General features: G+C 45.0%; 17 protein-coding genes and 1 riboswitch. Of the genes, 7 read left to right on the forward strand and 10 right to left on the reverse strand.

Features of this window, described 5'->3' with window-relative positions:
• Window positions 1-110: 110 nt before the first annotated feature.
• The 8 genes from OC193_RS20530 to OC193_RS20565 all read right to left on the reverse strand — a co-directional run bounded on the left by OC193_RS20530 (window position 111) and on the right by OC193_RS20565 (window position 7,722).
• Window positions 111-926 (reverse strand): ABC transporter permease, encoded by an 816-nt coding sequence (locus OC193_RS20530; protein ID WP_048662253.1) that lies wholly within the window; start codon window positions 924-926, stop codon window positions 111-113.
• Window positions 919-1,677, reverse strand: coding sequence for an ABC transporter ATP-binding protein (locus OC193_RS20535; protein WP_048662254.1), 759 nt, complete (start codon window positions 1,675-1,677; stop codon window positions 919-921). Before OC193_RS20535 ends, OC193_RS20530 begins: the two co-directional genes overlap by 8 nt.
• Window positions 1,667-2,560, reverse strand: coding sequence for a bifunctional hydroxymethylpyrimidine kinase/phosphomethylpyrimidine kinase (gene thiD, locus OC193_RS20540; protein ID WP_048662255.1), 894 nt, complete (start codon window positions 2,558-2,560; stop codon window positions 1,667-1,669). The genes OC193_RS20535 and thiD overlap by 11 nt, the downstream gene beginning before the upstream one ends.
• A gap of 96 nt (window positions 2,561-2,656) precedes the next feature.
• Window positions 2,657-2,768: riboswitch (TPP riboswitch) on the reverse strand.
• 145 nt (window positions 2,769-2,913) lie between these two features.
• Entirely contained in the window at window positions 2,914-3,831 is a 918-nt protein-coding gene (locus OC193_RS20545; protein WP_048662256.1) for a DMT family transporter, read from the reverse strand.
• An 85-nt stretch (window positions 3,832-3,916) separates the two neighbouring features.
• The gene (locus OC193_RS20550; RefSeq protein ID WP_048662257.1) at window positions 3,917-4,645 is read right to left on the reverse strand and encodes a helix-turn-helix domain-containing protein; all 729 of its coding nucleotides are present in this window, start codon (window positions 4,643-4,645) and stop codon (window positions 3,917-3,919) included.
• 173 nt (window positions 4,646-4,818) lie between these two features.
• Window positions 4,819-5,844: a DUF4382 domain-containing protein gene (locus OC193_RS20555; RefSeq protein WP_048662258.1), complete on the reverse strand. Its 1,026-nt coding sequence runs from the start codon at window positions 5,842-5,844 to the stop codon at window positions 4,819-4,821.
• A 421-nt stretch (window positions 5,845-6,265) separates the two neighbouring features.
• Window positions 6,266-6,517, reverse strand: coding sequence for a DUF2999 family protein (locus tag OC193_RS20560; protein ID WP_004731647.1), 252 nt, complete (start codon window positions 6,515-6,517; stop codon window positions 6,266-6,268).
• A 107-nt stretch (window positions 6,518-6,624) separates the two neighbouring features.
• Window positions 6,625-7,722, reverse strand: a complete 1,098-nt coding sequence (locus tag OC193_RS20565) for a YdcF family protein (protein WP_048662259.1) — start codon at window positions 7,720-7,722, stop codon at window positions 6,625-6,627.
• 507 nt (window positions 7,723-8,229) lie between these two features.
• Between OC193_RS20565 and OC193_RS20570 the strand changes: the two genes are divergently transcribed.
• Together OC193_RS20570 and OC193_RS20575 are read left to right on the forward strand one after the other, a co-directional pair.
• Complete coding sequence (locus tag OC193_RS20570; RefSeq protein WP_017068442.1) at window positions 8,230-8,904, forward strand: glutathione S-transferase family protein; 675 nt, start codon at window positions 8,230-8,232, stop codon at window positions 8,902-8,904.
• Between the two features lie 600 nt (window positions 8,905-9,504).
• Window positions 9,505-10,575 (forward strand): hypothetical protein, encoded by a 1,071-nt coding sequence (locus OC193_RS20575; RefSeq protein ID WP_048662260.1) that lies wholly within the window; start codon window positions 9,505-9,507, stop codon window positions 10,573-10,575.
• Window positions 10,576-11,172: 597 nt separating this feature from the next.
• Here the strand turns inward: OC193_RS20575 and OC193_RS20580 are convergent.
• Window positions 11,173-13,194 carry an oxidoreductase gene (locus OC193_RS20580; protein ID WP_048659914.1) on the reverse strand — a complete coding sequence of 674 codons (2,022 nt, stop codon included), beginning with the start codon at window positions 13,192-13,194 and terminating at the stop codon, window positions 11,173-11,175.
• A gap of 149 nt (window positions 13,195-13,343) precedes the next feature.
• Window positions 13,344-14,366 carry a helix-turn-helix domain-containing protein gene (locus OC193_RS20585; protein WP_048662261.1) on the reverse strand — a complete coding sequence of 341 codons (1,023 nt, stop codon included), beginning with the start codon at window positions 14,364-14,366 and terminating at the stop codon, window positions 13,344-13,346.
• A gap of 233 nt (window positions 14,367-14,599) precedes the next feature.
• Between OC193_RS20585 and OC193_RS20590 the strand changes: the two genes are divergently transcribed.
• The 5 genes from OC193_RS20590 (at window position 14,600) to OC193_RS20610 (ending at window position 21,841) form a co-directional block, all read left to right on the forward strand.
• The gene (locus OC193_RS20590; protein WP_048659912.1) at window positions 14,600-15,907 is read left to right on the forward strand and encodes an acetyl-CoA hydrolase/transferase family protein; all 1,308 of its coding nucleotides are present in this window, start codon (window positions 14,600-14,602) and stop codon (window positions 15,905-15,907) included.
• Between the two features lie 12 nt (window positions 15,908-15,919).
• Window positions 15,920-18,076, forward strand: a complete 2,157-nt coding sequence (fadB, locus tag OC193_RS20595) for a fatty acid oxidation complex subunit alpha FadB (protein ID WP_048659911.1) — start codon at window positions 15,920-15,922, stop codon at window positions 18,074-18,076.
• Window positions 18,077-18,090: 14 nt separating this feature from the next.
• A complete protein-coding gene (fadA, locus tag OC193_RS20600) occupies window positions 18,091-19,251 on the forward strand; it encodes an acetyl-CoA C-acyltransferase FadA (RefSeq protein ID WP_048662262.1) in 1,161 nt (386 codons plus the stop codon).
• Window positions 19,252-19,429: 178 nt separating this feature from the next.
• Window positions 19,430-20,794 carry a serine hydrolase domain-containing protein gene (locus tag OC193_RS20605; RefSeq protein WP_048662263.1) on the forward strand — a complete coding sequence of 455 codons (1,365 nt, stop codon included), beginning with the start codon at window positions 19,430-19,432 and terminating at the stop codon, window positions 20,792-20,794.
• A gap of 153 nt (window positions 20,795-20,947) precedes the next feature.
• Window positions 20,948-21,841 carry a LysR family transcriptional regulator gene (locus OC193_RS20610; protein ID WP_048659908.1) on the forward strand — a complete coding sequence of 298 codons (894 nt, stop codon included), beginning with the start codon at window positions 20,948-20,950 and terminating at the stop codon, window positions 21,839-21,841.
• Window positions 21,842-21,847 lie beyond the last annotated feature (6 nt).

The raw sequence follows: 21,847 nt of genomic DNA on the forward strand, positions 1-21,847 counted from the left end.
TTCCTTTTGAATATTATTATTGTGTGTATCGATCTAATTTTTAACTAGGTTTGTTTAGATAAATAGCCTTGAGCGAAGCTTTATTAAACAAAGAGTTATTGAGCTAACCATCACTGGTTCTCCCAAGGGATAGCTTTTTTAAGTAATTTATCTGTGATGAAATAGAGCGAGATAGACAGCACCGCCAAGATGAATAAGGCAGCAAACATCTCATCAATGATCATGCGTGCGTTGGCTTGCAGCATTAGGTAACCCAGCCCTTCACTTGAACCCACCCACTCACCGACAACCGCGCCAATTGGGGCAATCACCACAGCCACACGAATACCAGACGCCAGTGTTGGCAATGCAGCAGGCAGTTGGATATAACGCAACAATTGCCATTTCGATGCACCCATCGTCTTAGCAAGATCGAGATAGCCTGTCGGTGTATTACGCAAGCCGTCGTAACAACAGGTCGTCACAGGGAAGAAGATAATGATCGCCGCCATCACCACTTTTGACGCGATGCCATAGCCAAGCCACAGCATCAATACTGGAGCAATCGCAAACACGGGGATCGCTTGGCTAGCAATTAAGATAGGCAATAGCCAACGTTTCAATGGATCAAACATCAACATCTGCAAGGCGAAAAACAGCCCCATAGACAAACCTAGCAATAGCCCAAGTAAGATCTCTTGCGCAGTCACCCAAGTGTGTTTGAGCAACACATCGTAGCGTTCAATCAGCTTGAGGAAGACTTCTGCGGGAGCCGGCAGAATGAAGCTTGGCATCTCAAAGATAACCACCACCATTTGCCACAAACCAAGAATCACAGCACTGCTGATGACCAAACGCATAACAGGGTTCATTTGGCGAGGATATGTTGTGCTAGCCTGCGCGTTAGTTGAACGAGTCACAGCTTCGCTTCGCGTTAGATCATTCATAATCACGCTCCAACTGGTCTAAGATCGCCTGTTGCAACTCGGCACACTCACCATCGAGCACTCGTGGCGTTGACGTGTGAGGCACAGATAAAGAGTGAGCACTCGCCGGTGTGCCTTGCAACACATACAAGTTATCCGCCAAACGCACCGCTTCTTGTGGATCATGGGTGATCAGGACAACGGTTTTATCCCTTAACAGTTCACACGCTAAGGTCTGTAACTTGTGTCTCGTTACCGCATCCAGCGCAGAGAACGGCTCATCCATCAGCACCACTGGTTTGTCTTGCATTAAGGTGCGAGCCAAAGCAACACGTTGACGCATACCACCAGACAACTGATCCGGCATCGCATTCGCATAATCAGCCAAACCAACCGCAGCGAGCAACTCGAGTGCTTGATTGGTTTGCAGTGCTTTGTCAGAAGCTGGATTTTGAAAACGATGACTCAGGCAAACATTGTCGATGACCGATAGCCACGGCAGTAACAAATCTTGCTGCGCCATGTAAGCGATGCGATCCGTTAAAGGTAATTCATCAGACGTTGCCAATGTGCCCTGCCACTCCACCCTATCGTCCAGTAAGCCTGCCAGATAACGCAATACCGTGGTTTTTCCGCAGCCACTTCGACCCAACAATACCGTCCACTTACCTGCGTTTAAGCTAAGCGACAACCCAGACAAGGTCGCGTGCTCACTGTCGTTATAGCGTAAGGAGGCATTGCTGAGTTGAACACCAACCGTATTAACGGACATTGCCATGTCCAGCGAAGAAGTGATTGACAGGGCCATGACCTTGACCGACTTGCAACTCATCAGCATGAGCAATCGCGCGAGAAATGTATTGTTTTCCTAGGTCGACAGCCTCTGGAAGCGTGTTGCCTTGCGCTAAGAAAGAAGCAATGGCAGAAGAGAGCGTACAACCCGTGCCATGGGTGTTTTTGGTCGGAAAACGCTTCGCGCTAATCACAGCAGATGTGGTTGGTAGAATCAGTAAGTCGTTACTGTTTTCATCTTTCTCCAAGTGACCGCCTTTTAGCAGTATCGCTTTAGCACCTAAAGCGCGCAGGTCTTCAATCATATCCTGCATTTCAGCTTCGCTTTCAGGTACCGGTTTACCCGTAAGTGCTGCGCCTTCTGGCAAGTTCGGGGTAATGATATCTGCCAACGGAATCAGCTCTTGCTTTAGCGTAGTAATGGCAGCGTTTTCTAAAAGAAGGTCACCACTGGTTGCAACCATTACAGGATCAATCACTAAGTGCTTAGGCTGGTATTGCTTAATTTTGTCCGCAACGACTTTAATGATTTGCGAATCCGCCAACATACCGACTTTTACTGCCACGATATTCAAATCGGTAAATACTGCGTCTAGTTGGCTAGCGACATGCTCAAGTGGGATTGGAAAAATGGCTGACACGCCTTGTGTGTTCTGAGATGTAATAGCGGTAATCACCGAACAAGCGAAACTACCCGTTGCAGACATGGCTTTGATATCAGCTTGGATCCCTGCACCACCGCCGCTGTCAGATCCAGCGATCGTCAAAACAATCGGAGTATTCGTGCGAATCAAACCATCAGCAGAGTGCTGTAATGTTGAGGCTTTTGGAGTTAAGTCTTTTGAAATAGAACTGTGTGTCATTGTCGCTCCTACTATCTTACAAGACGTAGGAGAACGAACACTGATCGAAGGAGAAGTCGCATTAGGCTCATGAAAGCTTTCATGGGTGCAGACGTAGATCGAGTGCTTATAGTTCCCTACGCCAGTATTAACTGAATCAGGTTCAACGGGTCTCGATTAACGATCTCAGCAAACACCAAATAAGGTATATGCCCCCCGACTATTGATAGCGATAGTAACAGCACTCTCACAACTGAGATACTGATTTTATTCATTTATAAGATTCACGCATGAATAAAATTCAATTTAGCTTTCTTCACTCACTCTGAAACAAGTGCCTAAACAAGTGCTTAGACTAGCGATTAGACAAATGCTTAGCGCTGCTCTTGAGTTGGTTGTGACTGGATAAACAAGCACAGCACAATCAGGAACATACCTAACCATCCTGCCGATGGAATCAACTCTCCAACAATACACACGGCAAGTACCGCGGCAACAACTGGTTCAAGCAAGGTAATCAAGTTGGCACTGCTCGCGGTGACATGTCGCAGGCCAAAACTGAAGGCGATATAACCCATGCATTGAGGAATTAACGCCAAGTAACTCACGACCAATATATTGGTATTCGATGCGAACAGGTTATTCCCTGTAAACCAGAGCGTTGGCAACAACAGCATCGCACCGAGGCCAAAAATACTGCCCATCGCCGCTTGTGACTTAATCCCTTTATCGATCAGTGCCTTTGTCGCCCAAGAATAAATGGCATAGCACAGGCCTGCCACCAAACCTAATCCAATCCCCAAAAGCTTCAGGTCGTCGCCAGAGTCACTCTCCGATGATGATTCTGAAAATACCAACAACCCAATACCCACGACACCAATCGCAAAGCTAGTGAGCCAACGTTTGTTGATATTATTGTTTTTGCTAATCAGACACTCTAGCAGCGCAGAAAAGAAAGGTGCGGTAGCAATCGACACCACCGTGCCTATTGCGACACCCGATAATTTCATCGAAGAGTAGAAAGCCAAAGGATAGATCGCTAAAGCCAGTGCACTCGCCGCTAACAGCTTTTTGTTGAGCAAAAGCTTATCAAGTGAAGATAAAATCTTTCGATACGCCAAGCCCGCTTGCATTAGGCCGCCGACACCCATAGAGAAAGCACCAATCGCTAATGGGCTTAGATCAGGCGCAAAACTTGCGGCGGTGCCTGTCGTGCCCCATAAAATGGAAGCAAACAAGATGGATAAAGTGCCCGTTTGGAATTCGTTGACGCGATTGATGGCAAGATTCATTTCTATTACCCAATTTTCAGTTGTGAAATAGATAATAATGAAGATTGATAAAAGTTAGTTTGCCGAAAGGACGCTATTGTTGTTTCTAAAGACTGTCTTTCATTGAGCCTAAAAACGCCCTTGGAGACATCCCAAAGTGCTGAGAGAAGCGGCGACTGAAAGCAGAAACATCACTATATCCCACATTTTCAGCGATCAATTGAACAGGTAAATCTGTGTGGGTTAACAAGGCTTGAGCTTTCTCCATACGATATCGAGTGATGTATTTAAGCGCACTGATACCCAGGCATTCTTTGAAGCGTTTTTTAAATTGAGTGGGACTCAAACAGGCCGTTTCTGCAAGTTGTGATATGGATAACGGTTGTGTGTAATTATCCGCTATCAGCCTTTGTACCGCACGAATTCGAGGGTCGATGCTCTTGCTTACTTCTTGTTGTTCTAAAAGCAGTGAAAACACATCCAAGATAGACGATTCAATGCCACTGTCTACTTGATATTCCAGCTGCTTCTCAACGAACAGTAAGAAGCTCATCAAAGGTGGTGTTATCGTGAAAACCGAGAGCTCATGCTCTAACAAGTGCTGCGGTAACTCTGCCATATCTGCGACAATAAACCGTGCTGCTTCATCCGCCTTAAAGGCATGCGCTGTGGTTACCGGAATCACCACGCATTCACCTACGGCCACTTTGCCGACATATCCAACCATCTCAAGGTTGATACTCCCTTGGATCGGCAATACCAGTTGATGATGGTCATCATGAGCATGGGTATTAAATTGCTTGGTGTAAGATCGAATGCTTAAGCTAGATTTCATGAGCAACGCCGGAGTACATTTCGCTAGGTTAAAGTAAGAGACACAACGTTACATTATCACTTCCCTAGAGTCACACTCAATACTCATCAAATTCATGCGAGCTAGGTGACATGATCAAAAACGGCCTCTAAATAAGAGACCGTTTTTATTAAAAATCGTCATTCACATCAAGCTTAGAATGACACTTGGCTATCTTGACCAACCGTTACTTGCACGCCGTTTTGAACATCATAGATTTCAAAACCATCAGCAACCGGATCAGCATTATCTTCACCACTGTCATGTTGCGCAGTACAGGTATAACCCAATGAGTAAGTACCTGGGTCAATGAAGCCCAGTGAGAACTCATAGTTCGTCTGTGCTTCATTCATTGTCACTGACGCTGAAGTTACCGGTTTCACTTCATCACTGCCGCCAATTGGAGCCATGTCAGCTTGTTCAACATTACCTTCATACAAGTAGATCGACTGAACAAATGTATTATCACCACCGTTACAAGTGTCATAAGTAGAAAGAGCAACAGTGCCTTCAATATTTCCCGTCTCAACCGTATTGATAAGGCTTACAGACGTTCTTTGAATAGTGTAATCAGGGTAAGTCGAACTGTTCTTTAGGCCGCGTCGAAGATCGAACTCGACAACAAAGTCGTTACTCTGTTCGTTCACATTAAATGAGTTATTAAAGTAAAGTACGCCAGCTTTATCTTCTTTTCCCACACCTTGCGGACACGCGCCTTCACCTTTCACCGTTAACTCACGGGTCGTATCATCGTTTTCTATCACGTAAGATGGATCTGTTGGATGATCGCCATCATTGGCAAACACACACAACTTATAGCTGCCTACCGGAATGACCTCATTTTCAATCAAAGGAAGTGCATCGCTGCCTTGGTAATCCAGCAAATTCACACTTAATGGAATCGGATCCTCACCATCTGGCAAAGGATCGCCATTTTCATCAACGTAATCGCCGTTTTCGTCCGTTTTATACACATCATATATCATTGGCGAACCTCCCCCTTGAGGAAGTAAAGCGACCTTACTGAATGTCACGGTGACGTCTTTAACATCATCAATGGGCGCATCACTCACGCTTAAGGTAATGGGTGTCGTGCTGCTTGATGAACCTGAATCACCACCACAACCAACAAGCCCAGCCAGCACAAGGCTCGCTAAAGCGGTTTCCTTTAAATACTTCATAACTAGCTTCCTATAAATCACTGCTCAATAAAGGGCTTAGTTTGTTGCCCTCTTATTCATTTCCTTAATGTGGCTCATAGATAAACCGCGCTTATGGCCAAAATCGGTTAGCCCTATTACTTAAGGCTTTCTTCATCCAAAAACTCTGCTCATCAAGATGCACATATCAGGTCGCACATAGGTTAATTAAGTCTAGTAAGTAAATTGTCAGTAGTCGCACATATTTGGCAAGATTGCTGTCAATTGTGTTGAAATAGTCGGTGTGTATGGAGTCAGATAAGATAATTGAAAGCAACTCAACCAAAGCCCCAAACTACTACCAAGATCAAAAAAGGCCGTCAAGACAGCCTATTGCTGAACTTAAACGACCTTTTCATTGAATGCGAATAAGCTAAGACGATATCAGCTCATTCAAACTCACTTATTTTTGAAGTTGCTCTTTAGCCGCTTCAACCTTAGAAAAATCTAGGCCAAGCTCTTCAACTGCTTCTTTGATTAGCGCAGGGTTTTGCATTACCTGACCCATCAGCATTTGAAGTTTGTCTTGAGGTAAACCAAGTTGGCTGATCGTCGCCATTGCTGCAAGAGGGTTCTCGGTCAACGTCTTGAATAGCTCGCTGATCTGCTCGTCGCTAATATTGTTCTCTTTCAACATTGCTAAAATCGGGTTCATTTTTTTGCCTTTGAAACACTAAATTAAGTAGGAGCACAGCATACCATCTAGCTGTGCTCGATTGTACTAGCAACTTATACTTTGCCTACTATGAAATAACCCTAAGCCTAGCGAGACTCTAATGGGTAAGAGCGGTAACTCCACATACCATACGTTCTAAGAGCGTCGCGGTAGATACCTAACAGCTCACCACTGCTCGCCTTCTTAAGATCTGCGAGCGGCTTGTCTGGGTAAGAAACCGTATCAAAGGTGATGCCTTGAGGCCCCGTTTGCCAGCTCGCGATTTCAAACAGAGTTTGACCACGACGAACATGGCTTGCCGAGCTGATAATGGTCGCATGCTTAATATCATGACGAGCAAGCGCATAGCTACTGAATAAGGCATTGCCTACCGTGCTGGTCGCGTAGTTCTCTTCAATGACGCGATCTTTACTTACCCCTTTTGAGATAAGCCAATCCGCCATTAACTTGCCTTCAGTCTTATGGTTCTTCGGCACGCCACCCGTTAACACGATCATCGCATCTGGGTTCGCTTTAGACATCGCCAACGTTGTCTCAAGACGTTCGATCAAGATTTGATGCATAGAACCATCAGGGTTAAGTGCGTAGCCCAAAGTGACTATGGCACCGTGGTCGCTCAACAGCCCCTTATCCGCAGACTCTTTCAACGGTGTTTCTAACACGCGGTCGACCGTAGCAAAAATGCGTTTAATATCTTCTGCCTTACCTTTATTCAGGCTCTCTAGCTTCTCCATGTGCTTGTTGGATTCACTTTCATTGCCTTCAAAACGCTGCCAAACCGCAAGGTAAGCATGAAGATCGACATCGTCTGGTGCAACCGTCAACGCTTGTTCAAATAACTCAATCGCGCGCTCTGCGTTCTTGTTGTAGATCTGAGCATTCGCCGCCGAGATCAACAAATCAGTACGGTAAGGTTCTAGCTGGTACGCTTCTAACAATCGGTTAGTCACAATTTCCATGTTGCTTGGCATTTTGGCCGTGAAGCCCGCGTGTGAAATTCTTGCCGGAGACTTAAACGCCTGCAACGCATCAAGAAGTAATTGGTCGACAACTTGTCGCTTAGTCACCAACTGCGCGTAATCCGCAGAAGCCTGTACTGCGCCATCGTTAGCAGCAAAAGAAAATGGAGTTGCGCCAAAAGCGAGCATGCCACCAAGAGCGAGGGCGATAATGTTCTTTTTCATGGAAAGATCCTGTGTCGTTAAGTGTTCACATCAGATTTGCTCACCAATGTAAGTCCCTAAGATTAAAAAACCGTGAAGCACACCTGAATCTCTAACGTTTATATTCATTTGTTGCATAAGGTGTGGCAGCAGATCACGATTTTGAACTTACCAGTAAGCCTGTGTATCCAGATAATTCTGAGTAGAAGCAGTACTCAACAGTTATGTTGGAATATCTGACTGCGGATTTCATACGCCCTATCCCGCCAAAAACCGCCAAAAACCGCCAATCACAAAGCCGAACTCCGCATAAAACAACGAATCAAAAAAGCCACTTTAAGCTAATTTTGTCAACAACTTAAAATCCAACACACTGAATCGCGCGATGTTACCCCTCGTTCAAATAACGAAGTTTTGAGCAAATAGATTTAAAACACGCATCAACCGATTTTCAAATAATTTAAAATCAATTATTGAACGATCGTTCAAGAGGTGCTTTAATGAATTATCAATACAAGGAGTTACCCCATGCTTAAGTTCTATTTTCACCAAACACCCAACCCAATGAAGATCGCTCTGTTTCTAGAAGAGACAGGTCTAGATTTTGAACTCGTTCCTGTTGACACCTTAAAGGGCGAGCAACACACGCCGGAATATCGCTTAATAAACCCGAACGGGAAAACACCTGCCATTGAAGACGAAGGACAACGCGTATTCGATTCTAACGCTATCCTTCTGTACCTATCAGAGAAGACGGGCAAGCTTGGTGGTCAGCCAGAAGACAGAGCCGAACTACTCTCTTGGATGATGTTTATCGCGAGCGGCCTTGGTCCTTATTCGGGCCAATCGGTACACTTCCGCCATGCAGCGCCAGCAGGCTTAGACTACGCTGTGAACCGTTACCTACGTGAAGCACAACGTCATTACGAAGTGCTAGAAAAGCATATGGAAGGTCGTGAATTTATCGTCGGAAATGAGTACACGATTGTTGATGTCGCTGCATGGGGTTGGATTGATAAAGCACCTGTCGTGCTTGGTGAAGAAGGCCTAGAACCTTACCCGAACTTGAAGCGTTGGTTTAACGCAATCAACACTCGCCCAGCCGCACTACGTGCCCGTGAAACCGGTAAAGATGTTGAATTTAAAACCGAACGTGATGAAGAAGCGAAACGAGCACTGTTTCCTTCGAATTATGCGAAGTAGAAGATAGCTGCAAGTTAACACTTTTCGAAATGACGGTTAAAATCCCAAACATAAAGAGCCGCTAAAAAGCGACTCTTTATTTTCAAATCATGTTGAAACGTCATGACTTTATAATCCACTTATCCAAAACACATTTCTGGACAGAAATGAGCTACAGGTTTTGCTAAATTAGTAAAATATGAATTATCTCAGGTATGGCTGACCTATCTTTCTGTGATTAAATTTTCATCTTACTAAAACTCAACAACGTCATCTGAACACCGCTACCTTTCTTATGATTTTGGGCCTTTGTTGTCAAATCTGCCTCGTAAGTAACCTCTTAATTTACCACGGTGAAATACCCATGATTCTGTAACTAACTTTCAAGCCCTTAGGGGCTGGTTTTGCCTACAGTATGTTATACAACTAGTTGCTTTAGCGAGTTTTGTGGCTGAAGTCCCTGTTTTACGGCTTAAAATCAGCTATTTAACGTAATAGGCATAATGACTACCGAGAAAATATGGGTGAATTTACAATTACAGTCGATAGGTGTCTGGTAGCATGGGGAGATATACGATCTGAGATCGTTGAATACAATGTTATGCATTTTAAGGAAATATATTGGCAAAGTTTAATAAAGATAAGATACCTTTGTCTGGACACTATGAGATGATGTCTAAGGATAATCATAAGTTATTCAAGCGCACTGAACAGTGTTTACTCGGTAAAGGAATTTGTAGTGAAAAGGCAATCAGGTCTCATTCTATTCAGGAAGCCTCTTTACGACAAATAGCTGATAAGACTTCACATATTTATTCTTTCGAGTCACTTAGCTATAAAGAGTTGATTGATTTACACAATAACGGGGTATATTTGCCTAAAAAAATTGGTGTCTCTAACGCTACGATATTTAATGGATTTTGCTCGAAGCACGATACTGAATTATTCTTGTGTATAGAAAAGATTGAAATAACGCCAAATAAGGAACAACTAAATGCATTGTGTTTTAGAGCAATGTCTAAATCGTATTTGGGTAATAAAAGTTTAAAAGAAGCAATAATTAATATCTTAAAAAATGACTATCCAGAATATCATAAACCAGATAAACAGCTTGCATATATACGTCATCAAGCAAAAAGTCAGAATAAAAGCCTTGAACAGCAATCGCTTGAATATATTACTGCAAAAAATAAGATGTTTATACCTGAACTGATTAAAGAAAATTTTCTTTTTTTTAGGTTGCAGAGTATTCCGGACATTATGTGTTCAACAATTTTAGCTCCTATATTTGATTTTGAAGGTTTCTCGCTTTTAAATGAGGGTGTCCCTAACGATATTCAGTACCTATGTATTACTATTTCCTCTGATGTTAAAGGTGGCTATGTGATCTTGCAATGGTCCAAAAATGATGAGATTACAAGCTCATTTATCTCTTCTTTTTACAATGTTGATTGTGATTTCAATAAGTTAATGGCTTATATTATGTTGTTTACGGATTTTGTATTTTCTCCTAATTGGTGGGAGGCATTACCTGATAACCAAAAAGAGATAATTACGCACTTTGCTATGGCTCCGCATTTCATATCATTACTTGAAGATATGGGGGTTCCTTTAAAGGTCTATAACAATTTTCTATCAAAAGGTATAAATTTTGTAGATTGGAGAGTGGTTGAGTGTAAAACAAATGCATAACAATAACGGTTAAGTCGATTCAGGCTGCTTGAATTGAACATAACGCCCGTTCTATGCACCAAAACAAAAGGTCAGCTATTAGCTGACTTTTTGTTGAATCTCGCAAATAGTAGAGATTAGAAAATATATCACCAATCAGCATTAATAGATTGTGAATGAGTATTTACGTTAACAAGAAAAGGGGCAATAATGTGTTGAATGAACGTCTAACATTGAAACAACTCATACGCCTTATTTTACCCACCTTTAGTAAGGAATGTGATCGGTGATGTAGGCTGCCCATAAAAAATTTCTGTATAAGTCCCAAACAAAAAAGAGCCGCTAAAAAGCGGCTCTTGATTTTCAAACTATGTTAAAACAACCATAACGTGATAATTGTGATTCCTTTCATTTCAAAAAGTTACCAAAAAAACAACCATATGTTGATGTTTTTGTGAAAGCGCAGCTTTGCTCAACCAACACCTGAAAGAAAACTACTTTCAAATATGGGTAATTTTATTTAGCCGATTTGCTTAGGTAGGCTCTTGCATTACTTTAATTGGAACTCGAAATCAAAAAAGAAGCAGCCTAGTGCTGCTTCTGTCTATTGTTTAATGATTAAAGTGTTCTGGCAACCTCAAAACCATCCCAGATGGCGGTCATGATGGTACGAGCTTTCTGGCTATCACCAATGTTAAACACAGTATCCACGTCCAACTCATTAGCCAGCGCCTCATGAAGGTGATCTTCAGCCTTATAGCCTAAAGCTAAAACTACATGGTCAGAAAGAATTTCCATCTCTTTGTAGTCACTCTTAACCAACACACCTGTATCAGTGATGGTTTGTAGTAAAGTTGAAGTCAACACTGTCACTTGCTCTTTAACCAGCAGCTCTTTTAGCATTTGATAGTTAGCAAAACAAGTACCGTGCGGACCACCGATGATGTCATCGCTTCCCTCAATTAAAGTCACAGCTTTACCCTGTTGCGCCATCCACAATGCAGCCTCAGCACCAACTAAACCACCACCAATCACGGTGACTTTGTCTCCTGTGATCTTGTCTGGATTCATCAGCATGTCTTCTGCAACAATCACATGAGGCTTATCTTGGCCTGATAACCATTTTGGCTTCACTGGGAGCGAACCTGTCGCAAAGATAACGCTGTTTGGATTAAACGATTCAATGGTCTCTTTATCTGCCGTAACGTCAAAACGCACATCCACGTTCTTACGCTCCATCTCACCTGCAAACCATTCAATCAATAACTTGTCATCATGCTTGAACGGAGGTTGGCTACCCGGGATAACGTTTCCGCCAAGTTTTTTTGATTTTTCAAGCAGTGTCACCTTATGACCACGTTCTGAGGCAATACGCGCTGCTTCCATACCTGCAACACCGCCACCGACAACCACGACGTTCTGGCTACGATGGGTTGGCGCTAAGCGAAACTCTTCTTCACGGCCACAGCTTGGGTTCACCGCGCAAGACAAGTTCCCCACTTCTGCCATACGACCTAAACAGCCTAAGTGACACGAAAGACAAGGACGCACCTCTTCAAAACGACCACGGCGAATCTTGTTAACCGTATCTGGGTCAGCCAGCAGTGGGCGCCCCATTGATATACCATCAGAGATGCCATTCTCGACTGCATGCGCTGCTAGATCGGGGTTTTCCATGCGACCAGACATCAGTACTGGCACATCGACCACCTCTGACACTGCCTTACAGTAAGGCTTGTACATTCCAGGTTCGAAGTAGTTAGGCGGATGGTTCCAGTACCATGAATCGTAGGTACCAGCATCCACATTCAATGCATCGAAACCGGCATCTTGAAGGTATTTGGCCGCTTTAAGGCCCTCTTCCATATCACGACCAACTTCCTCAGCTACTTCGCCAGGAAGAATACCTTGGCCAAAGCCTTTCATGTTCCCTTTCACTGAGTAGCGAAGCGAAACAGGAAAATGCTCGCCACACACGGCTTTAATGCCCTTTACGATTTCAACCGCAAAGCGGTAGCGGTTTTCAAAACTACCGCCGTATTGGTCAGTACGCTGGTTAAAAAATTCCATGGTGAACTGGTCAAGCAAATAGCCTTCATGCACTGCATGGATTTCAACACCATCGAAGCCCGCTTTTTGCGCAATCGCCGCAGACTCAACAAACTTACCGATAAAGTACTTCACCTCATCCGTCGTTAGTTCTCGATGCTGAATAGAAGGATCAAAACGGTTTGGCGCGTCAGAAGGCGCTATCGATTTATCTTCTGGGGTAAAGCCTGGAATACAAGAACGCCCCCAACCTGCAGTCAACTGAGCAAAAATTTTCGCACCGTAAGTGTGAACGCGCTCAGTCATCTCTTTGGCACTACGAATATAGGCCGTTGGGTGGTTGGTTGGACACGGAAGAGAAGGCATTGGAAATTGTTCCAACTCGTTTTCGACCATTTGTACACCAGTAATAATCAAGCCTACGCCGCCACGAGCGCGCGCGACATAATACTCAACGCCACGTTGGTTGTAGGCCCCGTCGCCGTCGACACAGCCCAATGTACCCATTGGCGCCATCGAATACCGGTTTTTCAGTTTCAAGGAGCCAATTTTCATTGGCTCAAAAAGGATTTTGTGCTGTTGTTTTAACATTGAACACTCCACATTATTGGTATGCCACCAAAATAGTTAGTGACAGAATCTGCGAGTATTAAAACAACCCTCAACGCTCATTACTTGGCAAAACAGGACATCTAATTAACCGTTCAAGACATCCCAATTTTTTTTGATATGAATCATAATCAGGCGCCCTTCATCTTAGTGTCTTGCCTTATTGACATTGGCGGTACGCCCGTCCATCTCTTAAACGCACGCGAAAAAGTGCTCAAGTCTGAAAAACCAAGTTGGTAGGCGATTTCGGTCATATTGACTTTTCCGGCATCAAGGAGGTGTAGCGCTTTTTCAAGCTTATACTTTTCGATAACCCCTCGATAACTGGTATTTTGCTGTGAAAGATGTCGATTTAAGGTGCGTAAGTTCATATTCAGCGCATCGGCAATCACACGGCCATTTACATCAACTAAGTTACTCTGTTTATTGAGGAAGTGATAAATCTGAAGAATCAAATCATCTTTTTTCAGCCGTTCCGCCTCTTCTCGTAATAGGTTCACACAAGAAAAATGAAGATTTTTGTCACTATGGGTGAGGGGAATATGAAGAAAACGCTTAGGTATAACCAACTTACGGATCGGTGCCCCTTCCACTATTGTGCAGCGCATTACCTGCTCTAGTAGCGCGTTTTCTTCCTCGCGATAACGATGCTCTATCAAACAAACATCCAGCATCACTTTGCTATTGCTTAACACCTTGTGAATGATTTTAATCACCACGGCGATAAACAAGGTGATCCCAAGGTAACTGACTTTTGAATCGTTACCCAGCGACTCCGTATCCATCACCCAAAGCTCGGCATTTCCTTGGCGATCACGTTTGTAAACCAATCGCACTGGCGCACTCAATACGATCACGTACTCCTGCAGCACTCTCAGCAAGCTGTCAAGATCTCGCGCCGTCCATAGCGCAGTCGAAAAACTGCCAAACGTCAATGACTCTACAGTCTCGGCAATGTTAGCCAACATGATTGGTGTCTCATTTTGCTGATACGCGTGATAAAGCGCAGAGCGTAAATCCTGCACATTGACCCTAGCTTCGTCATTGCAACGAATAGCTTGAATCAACGACTCCTCTCCTATCGGCTTCAACAACTTTACCCATCCAGCATGGACAGAAAGCGCGTTGTCAAAAACGGATTTTTTATGATTCATATCACTTAACACCCTAAATTTGTGACCCAATACACAAAGGTTAACACTGTCTTAACTTGCATACTAGCTGTCTTAAAAAGCCAAATATTGACCTCCATCAACAGAGTAAGCTGTATGCAGTGAAACGGACTTTCTTCCCTACATAAATCACATTGGACATGATGCATCAGACATTTTCACGGTTGAGAAGTCGATGTCGAATAGTTCAATATACGAAAACAGAGAGCGTCACTATGACTGACTGGAAAAATCAATTCGCCGAAAAAATCATCTCGTTGGAGTCGGCAGTAGGCAAAATTGAATCGGGCGATAAAATCTGGGCTGGTGGCTTGTTGTCGATGCCAGTTATTTTTCTACAGGAACTCGACAAACACCTGAACCAATTTCACGGCTGTGAGCTATACACAGGCCTAATGACTTACCCATACGAATTCCTAAAACCTCAATATAAAGAGAACTTCAAACACATCAGTCTTTTCATGGGCCCGCTAGAGCGCAAGTGCCAGCATGGCGGTAACATTGAAGTCATGAACTTCCACTTCTCAAACTTCAAGCAAACGTTCGCAAAACTACAACCAAACACAGTCATTATTGAGGTGACTCCACCAAATGCTGATGGTTACGTAAGCCTAGGCGCGTGTGGCGGTGTTGGCAGCAAAGAAGCCCTGAAGTACGCAGAAAAAGTCCTTTTCGTGGTGAACGACCAACAGCCATTCATCGGCAACAAGGATAACCTTATTCATATTGACTACGCTGACTTCATTATTGAAGGCCACCACAGTGTTGCCACGCCAAAAGCGGGCGAATCAAGCGAACTAGAGCAACAAATTGCCGAGCACGTTAGTCCCTACATTAAAGACGGCATGACGGTACAAATTGGTATTGGTACCATTTCTAATGCAATGGGCATGGCGCTACGAGACCGCAAAGACTTGGGTATCCACACTGAGATGTTTACCGAATCTTTGATGGAAATGTGTAAAGCGGGCGCGGTGAGCGGCAAGCTAAAAAACTACAAGCCGAACAAAATCATCACTGCATTTGCAGCCGGTCCTCAAGAAGTGATGGACTTCCTGCACAACAACGAAGCAATTGAAATGGGTGGTATGGCCGATGTGGTCGACGCTTACGAAGTCGCCAAAAACGACAACTTCGTTTCAATCAACACCTGTGTCATGGTTGATGTGGTTGGTCAAGTCGCGTCTGAAGGCGTCGGCTTCTCACAAATTTCTGGCTCTGGCGGTCAGCTTGACTTCGTTCGCGCGGCGGGCATGTCTAAAGGCGGCGTCAGCATTCTGGCCCTATCTTCAACACGTGATGGTAAAGAAGGTCTGGAGTCAAACATCCGCATTGCACTTCCAACAGGAACACCTATCACTACGCCTCGCAACGACACGCAAGTTGTTGTCACCGAATACGGCGCAGCCGACCTACGTGGTTTGACGACGCCACAACGCGTGAAAACCCTCATCAACATTGCTCACCCAAAGTTTAGAGATGAGCTTCTAGAGCAAGCGACAAAACTTGGTTTGGCTAAATAAGGAGTCCAGATTATGTACAAAGGTCAATTTTTTACCCTAAATACACTGGGCGACAAGCAATCGGTTGAACTAGTCTTCAACGCTGAAAAAGATCCAGTCAATACACTACGTAATGCCGCGCTAACAGAGCTTGAAGCGTGTATTACTCTTCTTGAACAAGATAAGCCAAAAGGCCTCATCATTCGTTCTGGAAAAAAGCTATTCAGTGCAGGTGCTGATGTGAAAGCCTTCCGCGATCTATTTAAAGACGGTGACGCGGCGATTACACCTTTCCTAGATTGGGTACACTCTATCTACAACCGCATTGAAGATCTCGATTGCCCAAAAGTAGCGATCATCAATGGTGTAGCGGCGGGCGGCGGTGTTGAGCTGTCTTTATTAGCTGACTACCGCTTAGCAACTGCCGATGCGAAAATCAGTTTACCAGAAGTGAAACTTGGCATTATGCCTGGTTGGGGCGGCGTTACGCGTCTTCCACGTATCGTTGGCGTTGATACAGCTCTGGCTTGGCTGACTACAGGCAAAAATTTCTCAGCTGAGAAAGCGCTAAGTGATCACGTGGTTGACGGTATCATTGAACCAAACCAAGAAAATCAGGTAGAGCAAGCGCTGCGCGTTATCGAGCGTGCGCAGTGCGGTGAACTGGACTGGCAGGCACGTCAATCAGAAAAATGTCAAGCCCTGCCAATCAATGACCTAGAGCTAGCGATGTCAGTTAATGTCGCTCGCGGCATGGTGGCAAAAGTGGCAGGCCCTCACTACCCTGCCCCTGGCATTATTCTCGATACCGTATTCAACGCTGCGCGTTGCACTCGTGATGAAGCGTTGAAAGTTGAAGCAAAAGGCATCGTGGCTTGTGCAGAAAGCGGGGTCGCTGATGCACTGGTGAATGTTTTCCTAAGCGATATGGCGGTAAAAGCGGCGGCGAAAAAGCACGCTGAACAGTCTGATGTGAGCAAAACGGCGCAAGTCGGCGTGATCGGCGCAGGCATCATGGGTGGTGGCATTGCCTATGTGAGTGCCGACCGTGGCATTGATGTGGTGATGAAAGACATCAACAAGCAAGGTCTCGATCTTGGTCTATCAGAAGCGAACAACCTTTTAACCAAGCAAGTCGAACGTAACAAGAAAACCCCACGCGAGATGGGCAATGTCCTAAATCGCATCGTGCCGACACTGCACGACGCGACACTGGAAGACACCGACCTGATCATCGAAGCAGTGGTTGAAAACCCAATGGTGAAAGAGAAAGTACTGGCTCAACTTGAAGAGACGGCACCTAACGCCATCATCGCATCAAATACATCAACGTTGATGATCAGTGGGCTAGCTCAGGCACTGAAAAAACCTGAAAACTTCTGTGGTATCCACTTCTTTAACCCGGTACACCGTATGCCGCTAGTCGAAGTGATTCGTGGCGAAAAAACCTCAACGGAAACCATCGCCAAAGCGGTTAACTATGTTCTTCAATTAGGCAAAGTGCCTGTAGTAGTGAATGATTGTGCAGGCTTCTTGGTAAATCGCTGCCTAACCCCTTACTTCCTTGCATTCAACCAACTGCTGGTAGACGGCGGTAACATTGCACAAGCAGACAAAGTGATGAGCAAAGGCTTTGGATGGCCAATGGGCCCAGCGCACCTTGCAGATGTGATTGGCCTTGATACGGCTAAGCACTGTATGGATGTGATGGATGAAGCCTTCCCTACTCGCTTAGGTAAGCCTCAAGTCAACCTGATCGAAATGCTTTGTGAGCGTGAACAGCTTGGTCAAAAATCTGAACACGGCTTCTATAGCTACCAAAAAGATCGTAAAGGTCGTCTACAGCTGTCACTCAGCATTGATACTCAAGTGCTACTTGATAGCGAATGTGCTACTCCTGCGGTATTTAGCGATGAAGATGTGACCATGCGCATGATGCTACCAATGATGTTTGAGGCAATTCGCTGTCTAGATGAAGGCATCATCAGTTCTCCTCAAGAAGGCGATATCGCGTTTGTTTATGGTACGGGCTTCCCTCCATTCCGCGGTGGTATTTTCTACTACATGGACAGCCTTGGCCTCGATAACTTAGTGGAACTCGCGCAAAAATACGAAGCATTGGGCTCACTCTACGCGATACCTCAGGGTTTGATTGAACGTGCGAATAACAACCAAAGCTTTTACGCCTAATTAGGAGAAACAAAATGAAAAATGTAGTGATTGTTGATGCTATCCGTACTCCTATGGGTAAATCAAAAAATGGTGTGTTCCGCCACGTACGTGCCGACGATCTGTCTGCACACCTCATGAAAAGCATGATTAAGCGTCAACCTAACCTCGATGTAACGCTTATCGACGACGTCATTTGGGGCTGCGTGCAACAAACTGAAGAGCAAGGTGCGAATCTAGCTCGCGTCGCGGCTTTGCAAGCTGGCCTTCCTGAGACAGTACCCGCAACCACAGTCAACAGATTGTGTGGATCATCAATGGATGCATTACACATGGCAACACGTGCCATTAAAGCTGGCGACTCAGATGTAGTGCTAGTCGGTGGTGTTGAACACATGGGCCACGTGCCAATGACAAAAGGCATCAGCATGAACCCATATAATCGCAACATGGCGCAAGCCTCTGCGATGATGGGACTAACTGCAGAAGCCCTTGGCAAGATGCATAGCGTATCGCGTGAAGAACAAGATGAGCTAGGCGCTCGTTCTCATCGTCTTGCTCATCAAGCCACCCTTGAAGGTCGCTTTGATAACGAGATTGTCCCAACACAAGGCCACGATACTGAGGGGCTGCCGATTTTAGTCAAACACGATGAAGTTATTCGGCCTGAAACCACGGCAGAGTCACTGTCTACGCTTCGCCCTGTATTCGACCCACGCGGCACAGTCACTGCGGGCACTTCCTCTGCCTTGTCTGACGGCGCGTCATGTCTACTGGTGATGAGTGAAGAAAAAGCCATCGAACTGGGATTAAAAGTAAGAGCACGCGTAATTGCTGCGACCAGCGCAGGTGTTCCTGCTGCGATCATGGGTTATGGTCCAGTTCCAGCAACACAAAAAGCGCTGAAGAAAGCAGAATTAAGCATTGACCAAATCGACTTTGCTGAAGTCAACGAAGCGTTTGCTGCTCAAGCGATTCCTTGTCTAAAAGACCTTGGGTTGTGGGAGCAACGTGATGACAAAGTAAACTTGCATGGTGGTGCGATTTCACTCGGTCACCCACTCGGTTGTTCTGGGGCGCGCATTGTCGGTTCTCTGATCAACATCATGGAGCAGCGTGGCGGGCGCTACGGCCTTGCGACCATGTGTATTGGTATGGGCCAAGGTATCGCAACCATTATTGAACGCATTGAATAAAGAAGACTGAAGTTAACCAAAGCCAAAGAGCTCTGTCCTACCCAGAGCTCTTTTTCGCCACAAGTTAACTTGGAAGGAAAGACCCTACATAATTGAATTTTTTGTTTTTAAATTCACGTTATTATCATTGTCGAAACAAACATTCTGTTCCTATAAATAACCACCTTCGGTGAAAATTATGAAAAAATTTACCTTAACCACACTCACATTCGCACTCGTATCAGCATCTGCTCACGCAAATGTACCAGCAGAACATCCACTAGCTAAGTACCTGAATGCGCCGGGTGCCTCGGTAAACTTGCCAGTTACCGCTGCAAAACAGTCTTTTGAACTTGATTTTGTGCAAGGCGCGTACGACAGCTTCGAAAGCTTCCATGCTCAAATGGGTGGTGACCATGCGCTGTATTACATGACCAACTTCAGCACTGTAATGCGCACCGACAATGTTAATCCTGCGACCGAGCAAAAAATATTGGCGCGCAATATCAATAACGAAATCGGTAACATCACTGTCAAGACTGACAGCGAAGGTGAACTGAAGATGGATGACTACTTCGTTCATCCAACATTCCGTCACCAAGGGGTGATGATGATCCACAAAGGCGAAGTGGTGTACGAAGCATACCCGGGTATGAAACCAACGGATTCACACGTTTGGATGTCATCATCAAAGACACTGACTGGTCTTATCACGGCAATGCTTGCGGAAGACGGTAAGTTAGATATGAGTGCTTCAACCACGAAATACGTACCTGAACTTAAAGGCACCGCATGGGACAACGTCACTATCCTTGACTTGGTTAACCATACAGCTGGTCTTAATCACGAAGAGAGTAACGAATCTATCCTAGACCCTGAAGGTGTATTCGTGCGCTTCATTAGTTCTGCACTTGGCACTACCAATGGCTGCACTACAGGTGAAACATGGTTTGACGTACTTAAAGAAGTGCAACCACTAGAAAACGAAAAACCTGGTGACCGTTTCCGCTACTCTTCACTTAACACGCACGTACTAGGCCAAGTAATTCAAAATGCAACTAATAAACGTTGGACTGACGTTGCAGAAGAGCGCATTTGGGGTAAATTGGGTGCACGCATGCCGCTACAGGTTCACCTAACGCCTGACGGCACACCACTGAACCTAGCGATTATGTCTTCGACACTAGAAGATTTCGCGAAGTACGCAACCATGTACACACCAAGCTGGGATAAGGTAGCACACGAGCAGGTAGTCACAGCGACTCTACTTGAACGTATTCGTTCAGCTGGTAACGCAGACGCATTTGTAGGCGGTCACAAAGAAAACCAAGCGATTGGTCTATTTGGTGAAAAACCAGTGAAAGGTGCCTATCAGTTCGACTTCATTTTTGAAGATGGTGCCATGTACAAACACGGCAACTCTGGTCAAGGTGTCTACGTTGATCCATCGCGTGACTTTGCAGCCGTTTACTTCGGTGCAACACCTTATGTGAAGCCTTACGGTGAGATTAAAGCACCAGCTTACTTCCGCAAAGTGGCAGAACAGCTAGATAACGCGAAGTAAACAAAATCAATTATCGGGATAAAACCAAAGCCTAAGCAAAAACGCTTAGGCTTTTTAGTCGATAGCAATTTTTTAACCTTGGTTGACGTACGCTCATGACAAAGGGCCAACAACCCCGTATCTTATACATTATTCTCGCGACAAGGTTGCTCTATGATTTCAATTGAACAGATTCACGCGTTTACCCTGGTGTACCAACATGGCTCCTACAGTGCCGCCGCTCGCGCCGCACAAAAAGAGCGCAGTACAATTCGCGAGCAAGTGGTGACCTTAGAAGATATTGTCGGAGTTGAGCTGTTCCACATTGAGGGACGAAAAGCAAAACCCACCGATGCCGCACACCAGCTCATCTCTCGTGCCACCAACCTAAGTAAACAAGCCCAAGATTTTGAGTTAACCGCCTTTTCTCTACTCAATGATCCACTCGAAAAATTGATCGTCATGCATGATGATCAAATTCCAAGTGCATGGCTGAGTAATGCCATCATAGAGATCAAAGAACAATACCCTCAATTGACCATTGACGTTATGTGCGCCTCAAGAGAGTACGCTTACGAGTGCCTCGAGCAGAACCAATGCCACATTGCGATAATGGCTACCGAAGACTCACCCAGAACGCAAGCTCGAATTGATTCTCTTTATATCGGCAATATCGCTCTTGGTGCTTATATCAGCCCTCACGCCTCTCTCGCCCAACAGCCAAATGTCGCGATTAATCAACTCAGGCTCGAAACCCAATTTGAACTGTCTCAAACTCAGGAAGGGGATTTAGGCTGCTTTCGCATCTCAAATACGATAGAAAAAGTAAGTTCAGTCAATTTGGCCTGTGCTCTGCTCGCACAAGGCGGCTGGATAGCCTTATCTATTCCCATGGCTGAGCCATTTGTCCAACAAGGTCTACTCCTACCACTTTCACTGAGTGAAGCGACGCGCAATTACACGCGAGGCTTATGTCTGTTTTTTGGTCTTACTAGCAATAATCGAGAAGAGATTCGCTTCGCGTTGGATTGCTTTAATCGCCATGCAGCACCTTTTTTATTAAGTTAAAGAGAT

This window comes from Vibrio crassostreae, from assembly GCF_024347415.1.
In the GTDB taxonomy this organism is placed as follows: domain Bacteria; phylum Pseudomonadota; class Gammaproteobacteria; order Enterobacterales; family Vibrionaceae; genus Vibrio; species Vibrio crassostreae.

What these genes read in the sequence shown, in the direction of transcription:
- OC193_RS20530 (WP_048662253.1), bottom strand. Translation starts at nt 926, where the DNA reads ATGAATGATCTAACGCGAAGCGAAGCTGTGACTCGTTCAACTAACGCG.
- OC193_RS20535 (WP_048662254.1), bottom strand. Translation starts at nt 1,677, where the DNA reads ATGTCCGTTAATACGGTTGGTGTTCAACTCAGCAATGCCTCCTTACGC.
- thiD (WP_048662255.1), bottom strand. Translation starts at nt 2,560, where the DNA reads ATGACACACAGTTCTATTTCAAAAGACTTAACTCCAAAAGCCTCAACA.
- OC193_RS20545 (WP_048662256.1), bottom strand. Translation starts at nt 3,831, where the DNA reads ATGAATCTTGCCATCAATCGCGTCAACGAATTCCAAACGGGCACTTTA.
- OC193_RS20550 (WP_048662257.1), bottom strand. Translation starts at nt 4,645, where the DNA reads ATGAAATCTAGCTTAAGCATTCGATCTTACACCAAGCAATTTAATACC.
- OC193_RS20555 (WP_048662258.1), bottom strand. Translation starts at nt 5,844, where the DNA reads ATGAAGTATTTAAAGGAAACCGCTTTAGCGAGCCTTGTGCTGGCTGGG.
- OC193_RS20560 (WP_004731647.1), bottom strand. Translation starts at nt 6,517, where the DNA reads ATGAACCCGATTTTAGCAATGTTGAAAGAGAACAATATTAGCGACGAG.
- OC193_RS20565 (WP_048662259.1), bottom strand. Translation starts at nt 7,722, where the DNA reads ATGAAAAAGAACATTATCGCCCTCGCTCTTGGTGGCATGCTCGCTTTT.
- OC193_RS20570 (WP_017068442.1), top strand. Translation starts at nt 8,230, where the DNA reads ATGCTTAAGTTCTATTTTCACCAAACACCCAACCCAATGAAGATCGCT.
- OC193_RS20580 (WP_048659914.1), bottom strand. Translation starts at nt 13,194, where the DNA reads ATGTTAAAACAACAGCACAAAATCCTTTTTGAGCCAATGAAAATTGGC.
- OC193_RS20585 (WP_048662261.1), bottom strand. Translation starts at nt 14,366, where the DNA reads ATGAATCATAAAAAATCCGTTTTTGACAACGCGCTTTCTGTCCATGCT.
- OC193_RS20590 (WP_048659912.1), top strand. Translation starts at nt 14,600, where the DNA reads ATGACTGACTGGAAAAATCAATTCGCCGAAAAAATCATCTCGTTGGAG.
- fadB (WP_048659911.1), top strand. Translation starts at nt 15,920, where the DNA reads ATGTACAAAGGTCAATTTTTTACCCTAAATACACTGGGCGACAAGCAA.
- fadA (WP_048662262.1), top strand. Translation starts at nt 18,091, where the DNA reads ATGAAAAATGTAGTGATTGTTGATGCTATCCGTACTCCTATGGGTAAA.
- OC193_RS20605 (WP_048662263.1), top strand. Translation starts at nt 19,430, where the DNA reads ATGAAAAAATTTACCTTAACCACACTCACATTCGCACTCGTATCAGCA.
- OC193_RS20610 (WP_048659908.1), top strand. Translation starts at nt 20,948, where the DNA reads ATGATTTCAATTGAACAGATTCACGCGTTTACCCTGGTGTACCAACAT.